At 73.7% G+C, this 14,333-nt stretch carries 14 protein-coding genes; 8 read left to right on the top strand and 6 right to left on the bottom strand.

Features of this window, described 5'->3' with window-relative positions; translation table 11 throughout:
* Positions 1-108: 108 nt before the first annotated feature.
* The 7 genes from ABZY45_RS31445 to ABZY45_RS31415 all read left to right on the top strand — a co-directional run bounded on the left by ABZY45_RS31445 (position 109) and on the right by ABZY45_RS31415 (position 7,693).
* Positions 109-927, top strand: a complete 819-nt coding sequence (locus tag ABZY45_RS31445; protein WP_356745508.1) for an NAD(P)H-binding protein — start codon at positions 109-111, stop codon at positions 925-927.
* Positions 928-1,029: 102 nt separating this feature from the next.
* Complete coding sequence (locus tag ABZY45_RS31440; RefSeq protein ID WP_356745506.1) at positions 1,030-2,214, top strand: class I SAM-dependent methyltransferase; 1,185 nt, start codon at positions 1,030-1,032, stop codon at positions 2,212-2,214.
* Positions 2,215-2,303: 89 nt separating this feature from the next.
* Positions 2,304-3,527: a nucleotide disphospho-sugar-binding domain-containing protein gene (locus tag ABZY45_RS31435; RefSeq protein WP_356745504.1), complete on the top strand. Its 1,224-nt coding sequence runs from the start codon at positions 2,304-2,306 to the stop codon at positions 3,525-3,527.
* 88 nt (positions 3,528-3,615) lie between these two features.
* On the top strand, positions 3,616-4,413 hold the full coding sequence (locus ABZY45_RS31430) for an SDR family oxidoreductase (protein ID WP_356745502.1): 798 nt from the start codon (positions 3,616-3,618) through the stop codon (positions 4,411-4,413).
* A 107-nt stretch (positions 4,414-4,520) separates the two neighbouring features.
* Positions 4,521-5,834: an activator-dependent family glycosyltransferase gene (locus ABZY45_RS31425; protein WP_356745500.1), complete on the top strand. Its 1,314-nt coding sequence runs from the start codon at positions 4,521-4,523 to the stop codon at positions 5,832-5,834.
* Between the two features lie 52 nt (positions 5,835-5,886).
* On the top strand, positions 5,887-6,324 hold the full coding sequence (locus ABZY45_RS31420; protein ID WP_356745498.1) for a MarR family transcriptional regulator: 438 nt from the start codon (positions 5,887-5,889) through the stop codon (positions 6,322-6,324).
* Between the two features lie 67 nt (positions 6,325-6,391).
* Positions 6,392-7,693, top strand: coding sequence for an activator-dependent family glycosyltransferase (locus tag ABZY45_RS31415; protein WP_356745496.1), 1,302 nt, complete (start codon positions 6,392-6,394; stop codon positions 7,691-7,693).
* 63 nt (positions 7,694-7,756) lie between these two features.
* On the opposite strand, the gene rfbD is transcribed toward ABZY45_RS31415, so the two are convergent.
* Together rfbD and rfbB are read right to left on the bottom strand one after the other, a co-directional pair.
* On the bottom strand, positions 7,757-8,608 hold the full coding sequence (rfbD, locus tag ABZY45_RS31410; RefSeq protein ID WP_356745494.1) for a dTDP-4-dehydrorhamnose reductase: 852 nt from the start codon (positions 8,606-8,608) through the stop codon (positions 7,757-7,759).
* Positions 8,605-9,600 (bottom strand): dTDP-glucose 4,6-dehydratase, encoded by a 996-nt coding sequence (rfbB, locus tag ABZY45_RS31405; RefSeq protein ID WP_356745492.1) that lies wholly within the window; start codon positions 9,598-9,600, stop codon positions 8,605-8,607. Before rfbB ends, rfbD begins: the two co-directional genes overlap by 4 nt.
* Before the next feature lie 143 nt (positions 9,601-9,743).
* On the opposite strand from rfbB, the gene ABZY45_RS31400 reads away from it, so the two are divergent.
* Positions 9,744-10,067, top strand: coding sequence for a muconolactone Delta-isomerase family protein (locus ABZY45_RS31400; protein ID WP_356745490.1), 324 nt, complete (start codon positions 9,744-9,746; stop codon positions 10,065-10,067).
* Here the strand turns inward: ABZY45_RS31400 and ABZY45_RS31395 are convergent.
* Genes ABZY45_RS31395 through ABZY45_RS31380 form a run of 4 tightly spaced genes read right to left on the bottom strand, consistent with a single transcriptional unit; the run spans position 10,057 to position 14,274 of the window.
* Entirely contained in the window at positions 10,057-11,025 is a 969-nt protein-coding gene (locus tag ABZY45_RS31395) for an SRPBCC family protein (RefSeq protein ID WP_356745488.1), read from the bottom strand. The two genes, ABZY45_RS31400 and ABZY45_RS31395, sit on opposite strands and share 11 nt — an antisense overlap.
* A complete protein-coding gene (locus ABZY45_RS31390; protein WP_356745486.1) occupies positions 11,022-12,308 on the bottom strand; it encodes an activator-dependent family glycosyltransferase in 1,287 nt (428 codons plus the stop codon). The genes ABZY45_RS31395 and ABZY45_RS31390 overlap by 4 nt, the downstream gene beginning before the upstream one ends.
* The gene (locus ABZY45_RS31385; RefSeq protein WP_356745484.1) at positions 12,305-13,468 is read right to left on the bottom strand and encodes a hypothetical protein; all 1,164 of its coding nucleotides are present in this window, start codon (positions 13,466-13,468) and stop codon (positions 12,305-12,307) included. The genes ABZY45_RS31390 and ABZY45_RS31385 overlap by 4 nt, the downstream gene beginning before the upstream one ends.
* Entirely contained in the window at positions 13,465-14,274 is an 810-nt protein-coding gene (locus tag ABZY45_RS31380) for a phytanoyl-CoA dioxygenase family protein (RefSeq protein WP_356745482.1), read from the bottom strand. The genes ABZY45_RS31385 and ABZY45_RS31380 overlap by 4 nt, the downstream gene beginning before the upstream one ends.
* Between the last annotated feature and the right edge of the window lie 59 nt (positions 14,275-14,333).

Below are 14,333 nucleotides of genomic sequence, written 5' to 3'. Positions count from 1 at the left end.
CGCGGTTCGAGCGGTTCGAGAGAACCCACCGGAAACGTCGGCAGGTCCGGGACCGTCCCGCCGCACATGCCGACCGAACACGACACTCTGGAAGAAGGAGAGAAGACGATGACCGTACTGGTTACGGGTGCCACGGGGAACGTGGGCCGACACGTGGTGGCGGGACTGCTGGAGAAGGGAGTGCCGGTGCGCGCGATGACCCGCGCGCCCGAGCGGGCAGCCCTGCCGGACGGCGTGGAGGTGGTCCGCGGCGACCTCGCCGGTCCGGGGAGCCTCGACGCGGCCCTCGCCGGGGTCGACCGGGCCTACCTCTTCCCGCTGCCCGGGACGGCCGAGGAGTTCACCGCGCGGGCGGCGAAGGCGGGGGTGCGGCGGATCGTGGTGCTCTCCTCCGTGGCTGCCGAGTACGCCGACGGCGACTACAGCGGCGACCACCACACCGCGGTGGAACGCGCGGTGGAGGCCTCCGGCCTCGAGTGGACCCATGTGCGGCCCGGTGAGTTCATGGCCAACCTGCTGGACTGGTGGGCGCCTTCGATCCGGGCCGAGGGCGTGGTACGCGCTCCCTTCGGTTCGACCCGCAGCACCCCCGTGCACGAGGCGGACATCGCCGACGTGGCGGTGGCGGCGCTCCTCGAGGACGGGCACGCGGGGAAGGCGTACTGCTTCTCCGGCCCCGAGTCCCTGGCCAAGACCGAGCAGGTCCGCGTCCTCGGCGAGGTCCTCGGGCGTGAGATCCGCTTCGAGCAGTTGACGGTGGACGGGGCCCGCGCCCTGTGGCTGCGGCAGGGCATGCCCCCTGAGGCGGTCGACTGGCTGCTCCAGGACCCGGTGGACGTCCCGGTCGGCCCGACCGCCGAGCACGTCACGGGACGGCCGGCCCGCACCTTCGCCCAGTGGGTGGCCGACCACCGGGCGGACTTCTGACGGGCCGCGCCCGGCCGGTGTTCAGCGGCGGTTGAGCGGGTTTCCAGGCGGTCCGCCGACCGTGGTCGCGACCCTCTTCGCGGACCGATGGGAAACGCCCTCATGGTGGATGTCGCACAGAACGCCCTGATCCGACGACTGGTCCGGGCCGGAGCAGGCTCCGACGACGAGATCGACGCCGTGCTGAAGGACGCCGGTCTGACCGACGTGGCACGCGTCCTCGTCGCGGAGGTGCTGTTCCGCTCCCCGGAGCCGGTCAACACCGCCCCCGTCGACGTGGCCCTGGACGTCACCCACGGCGGGGAGCGGTACTCCGTCGCCCTGCGTATGGTGCGCGACGAGGCGATCCGCGTGATCGGCGACGACTCCGCCCGGGTGCGCTCGCGGGTGACCTTCACGGCGGCGGGACTGGTCCGCCGGCTCTTCGGGCCGGCGGACTCGCAGCGCACCGGGGACTTCCACAACTCCTTCGTGCCGACGCCCGAGGACCCCGAGCGGGTGCGGGAGCTGCTCGCCGAGATGAACACGGTGCTACGCGCGGCGGCCCAGGCCACCGCCACCCTGATGGCGGGCTGCACCGGGCGCTGCCCGGACCTCGGTGAGCTGTCGATCCGCTACGGCTCCGACAAGTGGGCCAGTTTCCACTGGTACACGGCCCACTACGAGCGCCACTTCGCCCCGTACCGGGACCGGGCGGTGCGGATCCTGGAGATCGGCATCGGCGGTTTCGACGACGACCTCGGCGGTGGCTCACTGAAGATGTGGAAGCGCTACTTCCCCCGGGGCACCGTCCTGGGCCTGGACCTCTATGACAAGACGGCGCTGACCGAGCCCCGGCTCACGGCACTGGTCGGGGACCAGAACGATCCCGAGTACCTGACCGGACTGGCCCGGGAGCACGGCCCGTTCGACATCGTCATCGACGACGGCAGTCATGTGAACGAGCACGTGCGCACCTCGTTCCGGACCCTCTTCCCGTACGTGCGTCCCGGCGGGCTCTACGTGATCGAGGACCTCCAGACCGCTTACTTCACGGACTTCGGCGGCAGTACGGGCGGGGTGGCGGGTCCCGACACCTCGCTCGGGCTCGTCAAGGAGCTGATCGACGACCTGCACCACCGTGAGCACCGCGAGCCCTCCGTCACCCGGCCCACGCCGACGCAGAGCACCGTCACAGGGGTGCACGCCTACCACAACATCGTCTTCGTGGAGAAGGGGACGAACGGGGAGGACACCCTCCCCTCATGGATGGACGCGGACGTGTGGACCGCCCTCGGCGCCAAGTGAACCGCCACGAGAGCCGTCAGGGAAGCCGCCGCGTGAACCGTGACGCCGGCCGTGACGCCGGCCTCCGGGCGAACGGAAGGGGATCGCGCATGCGTGTGCTGTTCACCGTGTCCACCTGGCCCACGCAGTACGCGGCGATGGTGCCGCTGGGCTGGGCGCTCCAGGCGGCCGGACACGAGGTCCGGGTGCTGTGCGCCCCCTCGCAGGCCGCCGCGGTGGGCCGGGCCGGGCTCGTGCCCGTACCGGTCCTCGGGGGGATGGAGGAGGTGCTGCGGCTGCGGCTGCAGTACCACGCGGAGGCCACGGACGGCATCTGGCCGTACCCGTGGCTCCCGCCGCACCCGCTGACCGGCGAGCGGCTCGACCGGCTCGACGCGTTCGACGTCGGCCACTTCGAGCGGGAGATCGCGCCGGAGCTCGACGCGTCGGCGGCCCGGAGTTTCGACGCGGCGGTGTCGTACGCGAGGGGGTGGCGGCCCGATCTGGTCCTGCACGACCCGGGGAGCCTGGAGGGGCTGCTGGCGGCCGGGGTGGTGGGCGTCCCCTCAGCGCTCTGTCTCTGGGGCCCGGCGAGCCCGCACGACCCCGAGCACATGCGGATCGTCCCCACCGACCACAGCGGCTCGTTCGACCGCTACGGCCTGGGGCCGTTCGGCCTGGACATGATCGAGCGGGTCGTCGACCCCAACCCGCCGTCCCTGAAGGTGCCGGTCGCCGCCGAGCGGCTGCCCGTACGGTACGTCCCCTACAACGGGGCCGGGCCCGCCCCCGGGTGGACTGCCCTGCCGCCGGCCGCGCCTCGGGTCTGCGTCACCTGGTCCACGGCACTGTCCACCGTCTCAGGGCCCGACTCCTATCTGCTGCCGCGGATCGTCACCGCCCTGGACGGGCTCGACTGCGAGGTCGTCCTCACCGCGACCGCGCGGGACGTGGCCGCGCTCGGCCCGGTGCCGTCCTCCGTGCGCGTGGTGGAGAACGTGCCGCTGGCCGCGCTGCTGCCGGGCTCCGCCGCCGTCGTGCACCACGGGGGCAGCGGCAGCACACTGACGGCCCTGTGGGCGGGGGTGCCGCAGTTCATCGCGACCTTCGCGTCGGAGCAGCAGGTGACCGGGGAGCGGGTGGCCGCCACCGGGACCGCGCTCCACGTCCCGGGCCACCTCGCGGACGAGGCCGCGATCCGGGGCGCCGTGGAACGCCTCGTCACGGACGGTTCCTTCCGGGCCGCGGCGGGACGACTCCGCGAGGAGGTCGCGCAGACCCCGCCGCCCGCCGAACTCGCCAGCCGGCTGGAGGAGCTGGCCGCAGGCGGCTGAGGGCCGGTCACCAGCGGGGTGGCCACCGTCGGATCCCGGTGCGCGAGGGTCGAGGCGCCTGCGAGGTCCGCCTCCGATTCTGCAGGGCATGACCACGCGAACCGAAGGAACCGACCGCGAGGACCGGCCCGCCGCCGGCGCCGCACGCGGAATCGTCATCACCGGCGGCGGCACCGGCATCGGCCGGGCCACGGCCCGCGCGTTCGCCGCGCGCGGGGACCGGGTGCTCGTCGTCGGACGCACCCGGGAGACCCTCGACGCGACCGCCGAGGGCCATCCGGGGCTCCTGGGCCTGGTCGCCGATGTCACCGAGCCCGGCGCCCCCGAGCGAATCGTCGAGACGGCCGTGGACCTCCTCGGCGGGGTCGACGTCCTGGTGAACAACGCGGCGGCGATGGGGTACCGCCCGCTGTCCGCGCTGGACCGGGCCGAGGCCGAACGGCAGCTCCACACCAACCTGCTGGCCCCGGTCCTGCTCACCCGGGCCGCCCTCGAGCCCTTGGCGGATCGATCCGGGACGGTGGTGAACATCGGCTCGTCCGGCGCCCTGGGTCTGCGCTCCTGGCCCGACAACGGCCTGTACGGGGCCGCCAAGGCCGGGCTCGACTTCCTCACCCGCACATGGGCCGTCGAACTGGCCCCGCGGGGCGTCCGGGTCGTCGGGCTCGCCCCTGGGGTGACGGATGTCAGCGGCGGCGGCCAGGGTCCGGACGGGACCGACCCGGCGTACGCGGACTTCCTGAAGGGGATCGCCGCGCGGACACCTGGCGGGCGGGTCGGCCGCCCCGAGGAGATGGCCTGGTGGATCGTGCAGCTCACCCGGCCGGAGGCCGCCTTCGCCAACGGCACGGTGGTGCCGGTGGACGGGGGCCTTTCGCTGACGTGACGGCTCCGGTCCCGGCCCGGTCGAGTGACGGCGCCCGGTCCCGCCCGCCCCGTCCCCACGCCCGCCCGGCCGTCCGGCCGTCCGCCAGATCCGAGAGGGGAGCGCCGATGCGCGTCCTGTTCCAGCCCTTCGCCGCCGCCACCCATGTGGCCGCCCAGGTCCCGCTCGCCTGGGCCCTGCGCGCGGCCGGCCACGAGGTGCGGGTCGCGACCCAGCCGGACGTGACCGATGACATCACCGGGGCCGGTCTGACGGCGGTACCGGTCGGAGAACCACTCCACGTGGCGGCCAGGATGAACCCGGACGACACGGGCCTGGCCGAGGAGCTGCGCGACGGCGCCTGGCTGCGGGTCCTCGATCCGGGCGACGTGCGGCCCGAGCGGCTGACCCCCGATCACCTGCACGGGGTCTTCGCCGCCTGGACGCCGCTGGTCCACCGGAACACGGTGCCGGACCGGATGATCGACGACCTGGTGGCCCTCGCCCGGGACTGGGGACCGGACCTGGTGGTCTGGGACACCATGACCTACGCGGGCCCGGTCGCCGCCCGGGCCGTCGGCGCCGCGCACGCCCGGCTGATGTTCGGGCTCGACCTGGTCGGGCTGCTGCGCGAACGGTACCGGGCCGTGCTCGACCGGCTGCCGCCGGAGCTGCGGGACGACCCGCTGGAGGAGTGGCTGGGGCACGTCCTCGAACGGCACGGCCTGGAGGGTCCGGGCCGAGGGTTCGACGAGGAGATGGTGGTGGGCCAGTGGACGATCGACCCGGTGCCCTCCTCCCTCGCCCTGCCCGTACCGCTCCCCCGCGTCCCGGTCCGGTACGTGCCGTACAACGGCACGACGCATGTGCCCTGGCGGCTGGACGAGCCCGCCGGGCGGCGACGGATCTGCCTGACCCTCGGCGTCTCCTTCCGGGAGGTCGTGGGCGAGGACCAGGCCTCGGTCGGCGGGCTGCTGGAGGCCGTGGCCGATCTCGACGTCGAGGTGGTGGCCACGCTCAACGCCGAGCAGCTGGCCGCCGTGGGACCGCTCCCGCCGAACGTCCGGGTGGTGGACTTCGTCCCGTTGGACGAACTGCTGCCGAGCTGTGCGGCGATCATCCACCACGGCGGGGCGGGCACCTTCCTGACCGCCCTCGCCCACGGCGTGCCGCAGGTGGTCGTCCCCTCCCGGATGTGGTGCAACACCCCGCGCGCGGAGCGGGCCCGGTCGGCGGGGGTGGCCCTGACGTGCCCGCCCGAGCAGCTGACGCCCTCGGGGCTGCGGGCGATGGTGCGCCGGGTGCTGGACGACCCGTCGTTCGCCAGGGCAGCGGGCCGGGTCCGCGGCGAGATGCAGCGGACGCCGTCTCCCGCGGAGGTCGTCCCCGTGCTGGAACGGCTGGCCGGCGAACGTCGGACCCGCCCTCGCCGCGGTGTATGACATACCGTCGGACCGACAGGATCCGTTCTCCGTCGGCCGAGGTGACACCTCCTTGAGGGCACACATCCCCTATCTCCTGGCTGTGGCAAGCACCGTCGCGACCCGCAGGGTGGACGAGCGGCTGGCCCCCTACGACCTGACGGTGCGCCAGTACGGACTGCTGACGCTGCTCTCGCTGGAACCCGAGCTGACGATGGCGGAGCTCGCAAGGCAGTTGGGCATAGCCCGGCAGTCGGTGCACAAAGTGGTCGACGACCTCGTGGAAGCGGGGCACGTGCGGCGCCGTCCGGGCGCCGACGACCGCTCGCGCCGACTGGAGATCACCGACACCGCGCAGTATCTGCTGACCCGGATCGACGGCCCCCTGGAGCGGGTCGAGGCGGAACTCCTCGGCGACCTCACCCCTGAGGAGGCGGAGGCCCTGCGCGGTCTCCTCCAGCGGGTCCTGGCACACGCCACGGACGACGAGGCGTGGCTGCCGGCCCGCTGACCGCCGCCCGGCCGCGTACCAGCGGGAGTCGAGGCCCTGTCGAGGCCCGGCTCGTAGCGTCGCCGCCATGCGTGTGCTGTTCGTAACCCTGGCCGCCTCACCCCACTTCTTCGTCCAGGTTCCACTGGCCTGGGCGCTGCGCGCCGCCGGACACGAGGTGCGCGTCGCCAGCCAGCCCGACCTCATGGACACGATCACCGCCGCCGGGCTGCCCGCGACTCCCGTGGGGCCGCGGCTGGCCCAGGACGAGTCCGTGGAGGAGCTGCGGCGGCGCCAGGAGAAGGCCGCCGAGCGCCTCGCGGAGCCGCCGGACGCCCAGGAACTGATGCGGATGGCCGAGAACAGGCCCGAGCTGTTGACACCGGACTTCCTCGACGGTCTGTTCACCGTGATGACCTCGGCCATCTTCCAGAACTTCTCGGCCGAGGAGACCGTCGACGACCTGGTGGGGCTGGCCCGGCGGTGGCGCCCCGACCTGGTGGTCTGGGACAGCCTGATGATGGGCGGGGCGATCGCTGCCCGCGCCTCCGGGGCGGCCCACGCCCGGCTGCTGTACGGGCTCGACCTGGTGGGCACGATGCGCGGGCGGCACCTCGCCTCGCTCTCCCGGCGGTCCCCGGAACTGCGGGAGGATCCGCTCGCCGAGTGGCTGGGGTGGACGGCTGCGCGGTACGGCGGCGGGTTCACGGAGGACCTGGTCACCGGCCAGTGGACCGTCGACCCGGCCCCCGCCTCTCTCCGCTCCCCCACCGCCCTGCCGTGGCTCCCCGTCCGTCACGTCTCCTACAACGGACGGTCCACGGTGCCGGAGTGGCTGCGCCAACCCCCGTCCCGCCGCCGGGTCTGCCTCACCCTCGGGCTGTCCTTCCGCGAGGTGATGGGCGGCGACCAGGCCTCCGTGCCGGATCTGCTCGCGGCCCTCGGCGAGCTGGACGCGGACGTGGTGGCGACCCTCGACGCCGGACAGCTGGCCGAGGTCGGGCGGCTCCCCGGGAACGTGCGGACGGTGGACTTCGTCCCGCTGGACGCGCTGCTCCCGTCCTGCTCGGCGATCGTGCACCAGGGGGGCTTCGGCACCGCGCAGAACGCGCTGGCGCACGGGGTGCCCCAGGTCGTCGTCCCCAACGACCTGTGGGACATCCACCCGCGTGCGGAGCTGATCGAGCACTCCGGTGCCGGGGTGCGGCCGGCCGGGACGGGGCCGCTGCGCCCGGCGGAGCTGCGCGAGCTGGTGGTCCGGGTGCTGGACGATCCCTCGTACGCGAGGAACGCGGCCCGGCTCAGGGACGAGATGCGGGCCGCGCCCACGCCCGCCCAACTGGTGCCGGAGCTGGAGAGGCTGACGGCACTGCACCGCGCGCGGGGCTGAACCGCGGCCGGGCCGCGTCCGGGGTCCCGGCGCGGCCCGGCAGGGGTGCCCCGGGCCCTGGGGTCAGCCGGTCCGTCCCAGCGCCTCGGCCAGTGCCTCGCGCCACGGCCGGGGCGCCGGGATGCCCGCCTCGTGCCATCGGTCGTGGCCGAGGACGGTGCACCGGGGCCGGGGCGCACGCCCACCGAAGGCCTCGGCGGAGACCGGCCGTACCCGGTCGGGATCGGCGCCGGTCAGCCGGAACACCTCGCGGGCCAGCTCGTACCAGGTGGCGCGGCCCGCGTTGGTGGCGTGGAAGACGCCGCCCGTCCCCGGAGCTTCCCCGAGGGTGATCAGGGCCTGGGCGACGTCGGCCGCCCAGGTCGGCTGGCCCACCAGGTCGGCCACCACGTCCACGGGCCCCCGGCCGCGTGCCCGTCCGGTCATGGCGCGGACGAAGCTGGGTCCGTGCTCTCCGTGGAGCCAGGCGGTGCGGACTACGACTCCGTGCCGCGGCAGCAGGTCGAGGACGGCTCGCTCGCCCGCGCGTTTGCTGCGTCCGTAGACGTTGCGGGGGGCGGTGGGGTGGTCCTCGGGGTACGGGGTGTCGGTGTCGCCGGGGAAGACGTAGTCGGTGGAGACGTGCAGGAGCCGGGCACCGTGGCGGGCGCAGAGGCCGGCCAGGTGCCGGGGGGCGTCGGCGTTGACGCGGTAGGCGAGGTCCGCTGCTGTCTCGGCCGCCTCCACGGCGGTGTAGGCGGCGCAGTTGACGACGAGTCCGGGGCGGTACCGGGTGAAGGCGGTGGCGAGTGCGGCGGGGTCGGTGACATCGAGGTCGCGTCGGCAAAGGCCGACAGCGTCCGCTCCCCGGGCCGCGAGGGCCGCCGTCACCTCGTGGCCGAGGAGCCCGGTCGCGCCGGTGACCAGCCATCTCATCCGCGGGCCCGGGCCGCACCGTCCAGCGGGCCGCGCAGCCGGTGGGCGAGTGCTTCCCACCAGCCGCGGTGGTCCCGGTACCAGGCGACGGTGGCCGCGAGGCCGTCGGCGAAGGCATGCCGGGGCCGGTAGCCGAGTTCGGCGCGGGCCTTGGTGTCGTCGAGGGAGTAGCGCAGGTCGTGTCCCTTGCGGTCCGGCACCCGCCGGATGCGGTCCGGACCGGCGCCGCAGGCGTCGAGGAGCAGTCCGGTCAGCTCCCGGTTGGTGAGCTCGGTTCCGCCGCCCAGGTGGTAGACCTCCCCGGCCCGGCCCCGGGTACGGACCAGGTCGACCCCGGCGCAGTGATCCTCGACGTGCACCCACTCACGGACGTGGGTGCCCTCGCCGTAGAGCGGGACCTGCTCTCCGTCCAGGAGGCGGGTGACGAAGAGCGGGATCAGCTTCTCGGGGAACTGGCGCGGACCGTAGTTGTTGGAGCAGCGAGTGATCCGAACGTCGAGCCCGTGCGTGCGGTGCTGGGCGAGGGCGAGGACGTCGGAGGCGGCCTTGGAGGCCGCGTAGGGGGAGTTGGGGCTGAGCGGGGAGTCCTCGGTCCAGGATCCCTCGGGGATGGAGCCGTAGACCTCGTCCGTGGAGACGTGCACGAAGGGGCCGACGCCGTGGCGGACGGCCGCGTCGAGAAGCGTCTGGGTGCCGAGGACGTTGGTGCGGACGAAGGGTTCCGCTCCGGCGATGGAGCGGTCCACGTGTGATTCTGCGGCGAAGTGCACGACCTGGTCGGCCCGGGCCGTCAACCGGTCGACGAGGTCGGAGTCGCAGATGTCACCGTGGACGAACCGCAGCCGGGGGTGGCGGGTGTCGAGGTTGTCGAGGTTGCTCGCGTAGGTCAGGCGGTCCAGCACGGTGACGTGGACGGCCGGATCCTCGGACAGCAGGGTGCGGACGTAGGCCGAGCCGATGAAGCCGGCCGCTCCGGTGACCAGGAGATTCACGGGTGGGAGCCTGTCCGGTGCGGGTGGAGGTTTCGACGACGCTCCCTGGTCGCGCTCCGCCGTCGGCTCCACCGGGAGTCGACCCGTCGGTGACCGGGGCGGCCGAGACTCGGGCGTCGAGATCCCGAGACGCCGGAGGAACCATGGCGCTGTTCGCTGTCCTCGCCACCCAGTCGCCCACCGGAATCACAGCCGACGCGTTCCGCCGCCGACTGCCGGAGGGGTTCGCGTACGTCAGGAGCCTGGTCGACAAGGGGGTCATCGTGCACAACTGGATCCGTGTCGGCGCCTCGGGCGGCCTTCTGATCTACGAGGTGGAGTCGCACGAGGAGCTCAACTCCCTGCTGTACGGCAACCCTCTGAGCCCGCACCTCCGGTTCGAGGTGATCCCGCTGGCGGGGGTGGGCGGCTTCGACCCGAGGGCCTTCGAGGACTCGGCAGCCGCGGCGGGGGACGTCAGCGGGTGACGAGCGCGCGGGCGAGGCTCCGGTAGAAGGCCGTGACGCCGGGTTCCTTCGGGGAGAGATGGCCGCGCCCGGCGAACCGGGAGCCCACGACCCGCTGCACGGCCTCCATGCCCAGCCGGTCCTCCCGGTTGACCACGGCGGCGCTCTCCTCGTTCTGCTCGCGGAGCGCGTCGCGGTCCTGGCCCGCCATGGCGGCCGGATGCATGAGCACCCCGCCGCGGACCTCGATGCGGTCGATGGCCAGCGGAATCATCGTGATCCAGATGACGGAGTCCCCGAAGGCGGCGAGGCTGCCGCACGGGAAGACGGCGCAGTTGTACATGGTGGCGCGCTGTTCGGCGGAGAGAGGCAGCGCGGTGGCCGGGAGCGGTTCACGGAAAGGGCTGAGGAGCCGGGTCACCCAGCGGGACTCGGTGCGCACCTCCATCGCCCCGCCGGGCGGAGTGATGAGCGCGACGGTGGTGGGGTGGAGCCCCATGGCGTGGTAGTTCTCGTGGGCGTTCTGCACGGCGATCTTCCAGTTGCACAGCCATTCCTCGGTCCAGCTCGCGACCGGGACCATCTCGGACAGCCGGTAGGCGTCGAGTTCCTCGCCGGTCCGCCTCAGGTGCGGGGCGAGCGGCTCGGCGTCCGGATCGGGGTTGACGAAGACGAACCCCCGCCACTCCTCGACCGCCGGGTCCGGCCGGTGCGGGCCGAGGGCCGACCGGGCGCGCAGTGTCCCGTCGTCGGCGCGGGACACCGTGAACGGCCGGCCGGCGGGCGCGAGGGTCACCGACGACCCGGGCGCGGCGAGTGCACCGGAGTGGGCCACGAGGAGCCAGGAGCGGGCGAAGACCCGTTCCTGTTCCCACCGCCACAGCTCAGGGGACGTGAAGGCCGCCGGGGACAGGCTCAGTTCGGGTGCGTCGGGTTCCAGGTACGCCGCCAGTTCCGTCACCAGGTCCGTGGGCGTCATGCTCTGTGTTCCTTCCGGTGCCGGGCCGTGAGCCGCTCGATCGCGGCGACGGCCTCGTTGGGTGTCGGCATCTCCTCGATCTCCCGCCGCAGCCGCCGGGCGTGCGCCGCGAACGACGGTTCCGACAGGACCCGTGCGACCTTCTCGCGGAAGCGGTCGGCGGTGAACTCCCGCAGCGGGAGGGAGAGGAGGTTGCCCTGCTTCTCGTAGTCGGCGCCCATGGACTCGCTCACCCACTCCCAGCCGGTGAGCAGGACCTGCGGGACGCCGTGGAACTCAGCGGTCGCCTTGGTCTGGTAGCCACCGTGGTGCACCACCACCGCGCAGGTCGGCAGCAGGTCGTGCATGGGAACGCGGTCCACCACCCGTACGGTGTCGGGGAGCGGCGGCAGATGCGCGCGCTGCCGGTCGGAGAGGGCGGCGACGACCTCGATGTCCAGTTCGCCGAGCGCGCCCAGCATGCCGATGAGGACCGTGTCGAGGTCCCAGAGGCCGTAGCCGCTGTCGATGCTCACCCCGAGGGTGAGGCAGACCCGGGTACGCAGCGGCTGTTCGCGGAGCCAGCGGGGCACGACGGCCTGTCCGTTGTACGGGATGTAGCGGGCCGGGACGGTGGGCACGCCCAGGTCCTCCCGGAGGCTCGCGGGCCGGGTGTCGACGGTCCACTGGCCGGTGAGCACGGACTCGTCGAACCGGGCCCCGGCGCCGTGGCGTTCCAGGGTCCAGTTCAGCCACTCCGCAGTGGGGTCCTCACGGTGCTCGGGCTCCTGCTCCGCGGCGAGCCGCAGGAAGGTGCGCCGGGTGCCCAGCTGCATGGCCAGCTCGGGCCCGGAGACCAGCCGGGCGTGGGCCGCGCCCACGGTCAGGGCCGCGACGGGGCCCGCCAGGCAGAGCGTCTCCCAGATGACGAGGTCGGGCCGCCAGTGCCTGGCGAGGGCCACCAGCTCATCGATCATCGTGTCGGAGTTGAGCCGGGAGTTGAGGGCGGGAACGATGACGCTCTCGTAGCCGAGCTGTTCCTCCCAGGTGTCCTCCCGGTGCGGGGCACGGTCCTGGTCGGCGGTACCGAAGTAGGCGATGCCCTCTTGGTGGAAGGCGCCCAGTGCCTCGTACCACGGAGGGCTGTCGATGGGCACGGCGGTTATCCCGGTCCGGGTGACGGTCTCGACCACGTCGGGGACACAGGCGGCGCGCACCTCATGGCCGGCGGTGCGCAGTGCCCATGCCAGCGGGGCGAGCAGCTGGAAGTGGCTGCCCTCCAGCGAGGTGAACAGAACCTTCATCGCGCTTCTCCTCTTCTCGCCCCGAGGGCGGCGGCAGCCGCTCTCGGGGACGGGGTCGCCTCCGGTGGCACCGTCGGGGTGGTGGTCGCGTCCATCCGGCGGTCGGCCGTCGTCGCGGTGGTCGTGCCGCTCCCCCCGGAGCCGGCGGCCGTGACAGGGGTGACGACGACCGGGGCCCGCGCGGGCCCCCGGGTCAGCGGGGCGCGGGCGCGGCGCACCACGGGGGCGGTGGGGCGGACCCTGACCCGGCGGTCCGCGAGTGCGGTGAGGACGGTCTCGGCGAGGAATCGGTGGAACGGCGCCAGCGTGCGGTGGGCGGGAGCGGTCGCCTCGGCGGCGCCGCCGCCGAGGAGGACCGCGAGCCGGTCGCCGCCGGCGATCCGTGCTCCAGCCACCTCCGTCTCGGTACGGGCCACCAAGGGCGCGATCCGGCCGGGAGGCTCCGCGCGGAGCACCTCCTCGGCTGCCCGTCCGGCCTCACGGGCGGAGAGGGGGAACCGTGCCCTCAGGACGGCGCGGGCGACGAGATCGGCGCCGGTCCGGGCGGCGACGGCGAGCGCCAGGGGGCCGGGCGCCCCGGGAGGAGCGCCGTCGAGGAGGGACCGCAGGGCGTCGAGGCCGGTCCGCAGTCGCCGAGTGGCTGCGAGCCGCTGCGGGGCCACCGTGGCGTCCTGGAGGACCTCGCAAGCGGCGAGGGCCTCGGCGAACCGGCCGCGCTCCCGCTCGGGGATCGCGCAGGCCTCGGCGAGGGCCGCCGCCGCGAGCGGCTCGGCCACCTCGGTCACCAGGTCGAACTCGGGGCCCGCGGCGTCCAGCAGCCGGGCGCAGAGGGGTCCGAGGCCCTTCTGGACCCGTACGGGCGTCACGGTCTCCTCCCCCGGCCCCAGCAGCTCCTCCGGCGGGACCGTCAGGTGTCCGATGCCCGGGTGGGCGAACAGCGTGGCGGCCGTACGCGGGTCGGCGGTGACCCAGACCCCCGTTCGGGAGCGCGACAGCGGGCCGGCGGCCCGGACCCGTTCGCGCAGCGGGGCCGGGTCGTCGTCGACGTCACAGAGCAGCGCGGCGTACGGGTCGCCCTTGAGCCGGTGCAACCAGAGCGTGCCGTGCTCGCGCTGGAGCCGCTCACCGAGCGCGGCGAGCTCCTCCCGCTCCTCGGTCACCGGGTGGCACCGGGACCGTCGGCGATGAGCGGGAACAGCTCTCCGTCGACGGGCGCGCCGGGCTTCAGGTGTGCCACCGGGTGGTCCTGGACGCCCGGCCGGTAGGTGGCGTCGGAGTCCATGTAGACGGAGGCGAATGCGAGCCGACGTTCGGCGCCGGTGTTGACCGCGGCCAGGTGCACGGTGCGGAAGTCGTGGAAGACCACGTCACCGGCGCGCATCGGGACGGACACCTGGGGGCTGAAGGGAAAGTCGGGCCAGACCTCCTCCATCGGCCGGTAGTCCTGGAACCCGGCCAGGTGGATCTGGCGGTGTTCCGGGGGGCGACGGTGGGAGCCCGGCACGTAGATGAGGCAGCCCCGGTCGACGGGCACGTCGACCAGCGGGACCCAGGCCGTCAGCGTCCGGGTCAGTCCGGCGAGCGGCAGGCCGGGCTCGTCGTCATGGACGACGGTGGGGAGGTGGACGTCAGGGTCCTTTTTGAGCACGTCGGTGCCGTAGAGCCGCAGCGGCCCGCCCGCGAGGTGCTCGGCGGACCGGGTGATCACCGGGTGGAGGGCCAGGGCGCGCAGGTCGGGGTGCTTGCGCCAGGCGGCCTCGACGTAGTGGACCTGGGTCTCGTCCTCGGAGGCACCCCAGATCTCCGGGCCCTCCTTGGCGAGGAGTTCCTCGGCGGCGGCCCGGAAGCCCGCGACCTCCCCGGCGGACAGCACAGCCCGGAGGTGGACGTAGCCCTGGTCGTGGAAGCGGCGGACGGACTCCTGGGTCGGCAGGCCGCTCTCCGTGAGTCCGGAGGGTGTCAGCATGGGGTCGTCCTTCCTCTGGTCGTCTTTCCTGGTCAGGTGGAAGCCGTGCGGGAGTAACG

Source organism: Streptomyces sp. NPDC006516, assembly GCF_040611875.1.
Lineage (GTDB): Bacteria > Actinomycetota > Actinomycetes > Streptomycetales > Streptomycetaceae > Streptomyces.
This window is presented reverse-complemented; position numbering and strand designations above follow the sequence as displayed.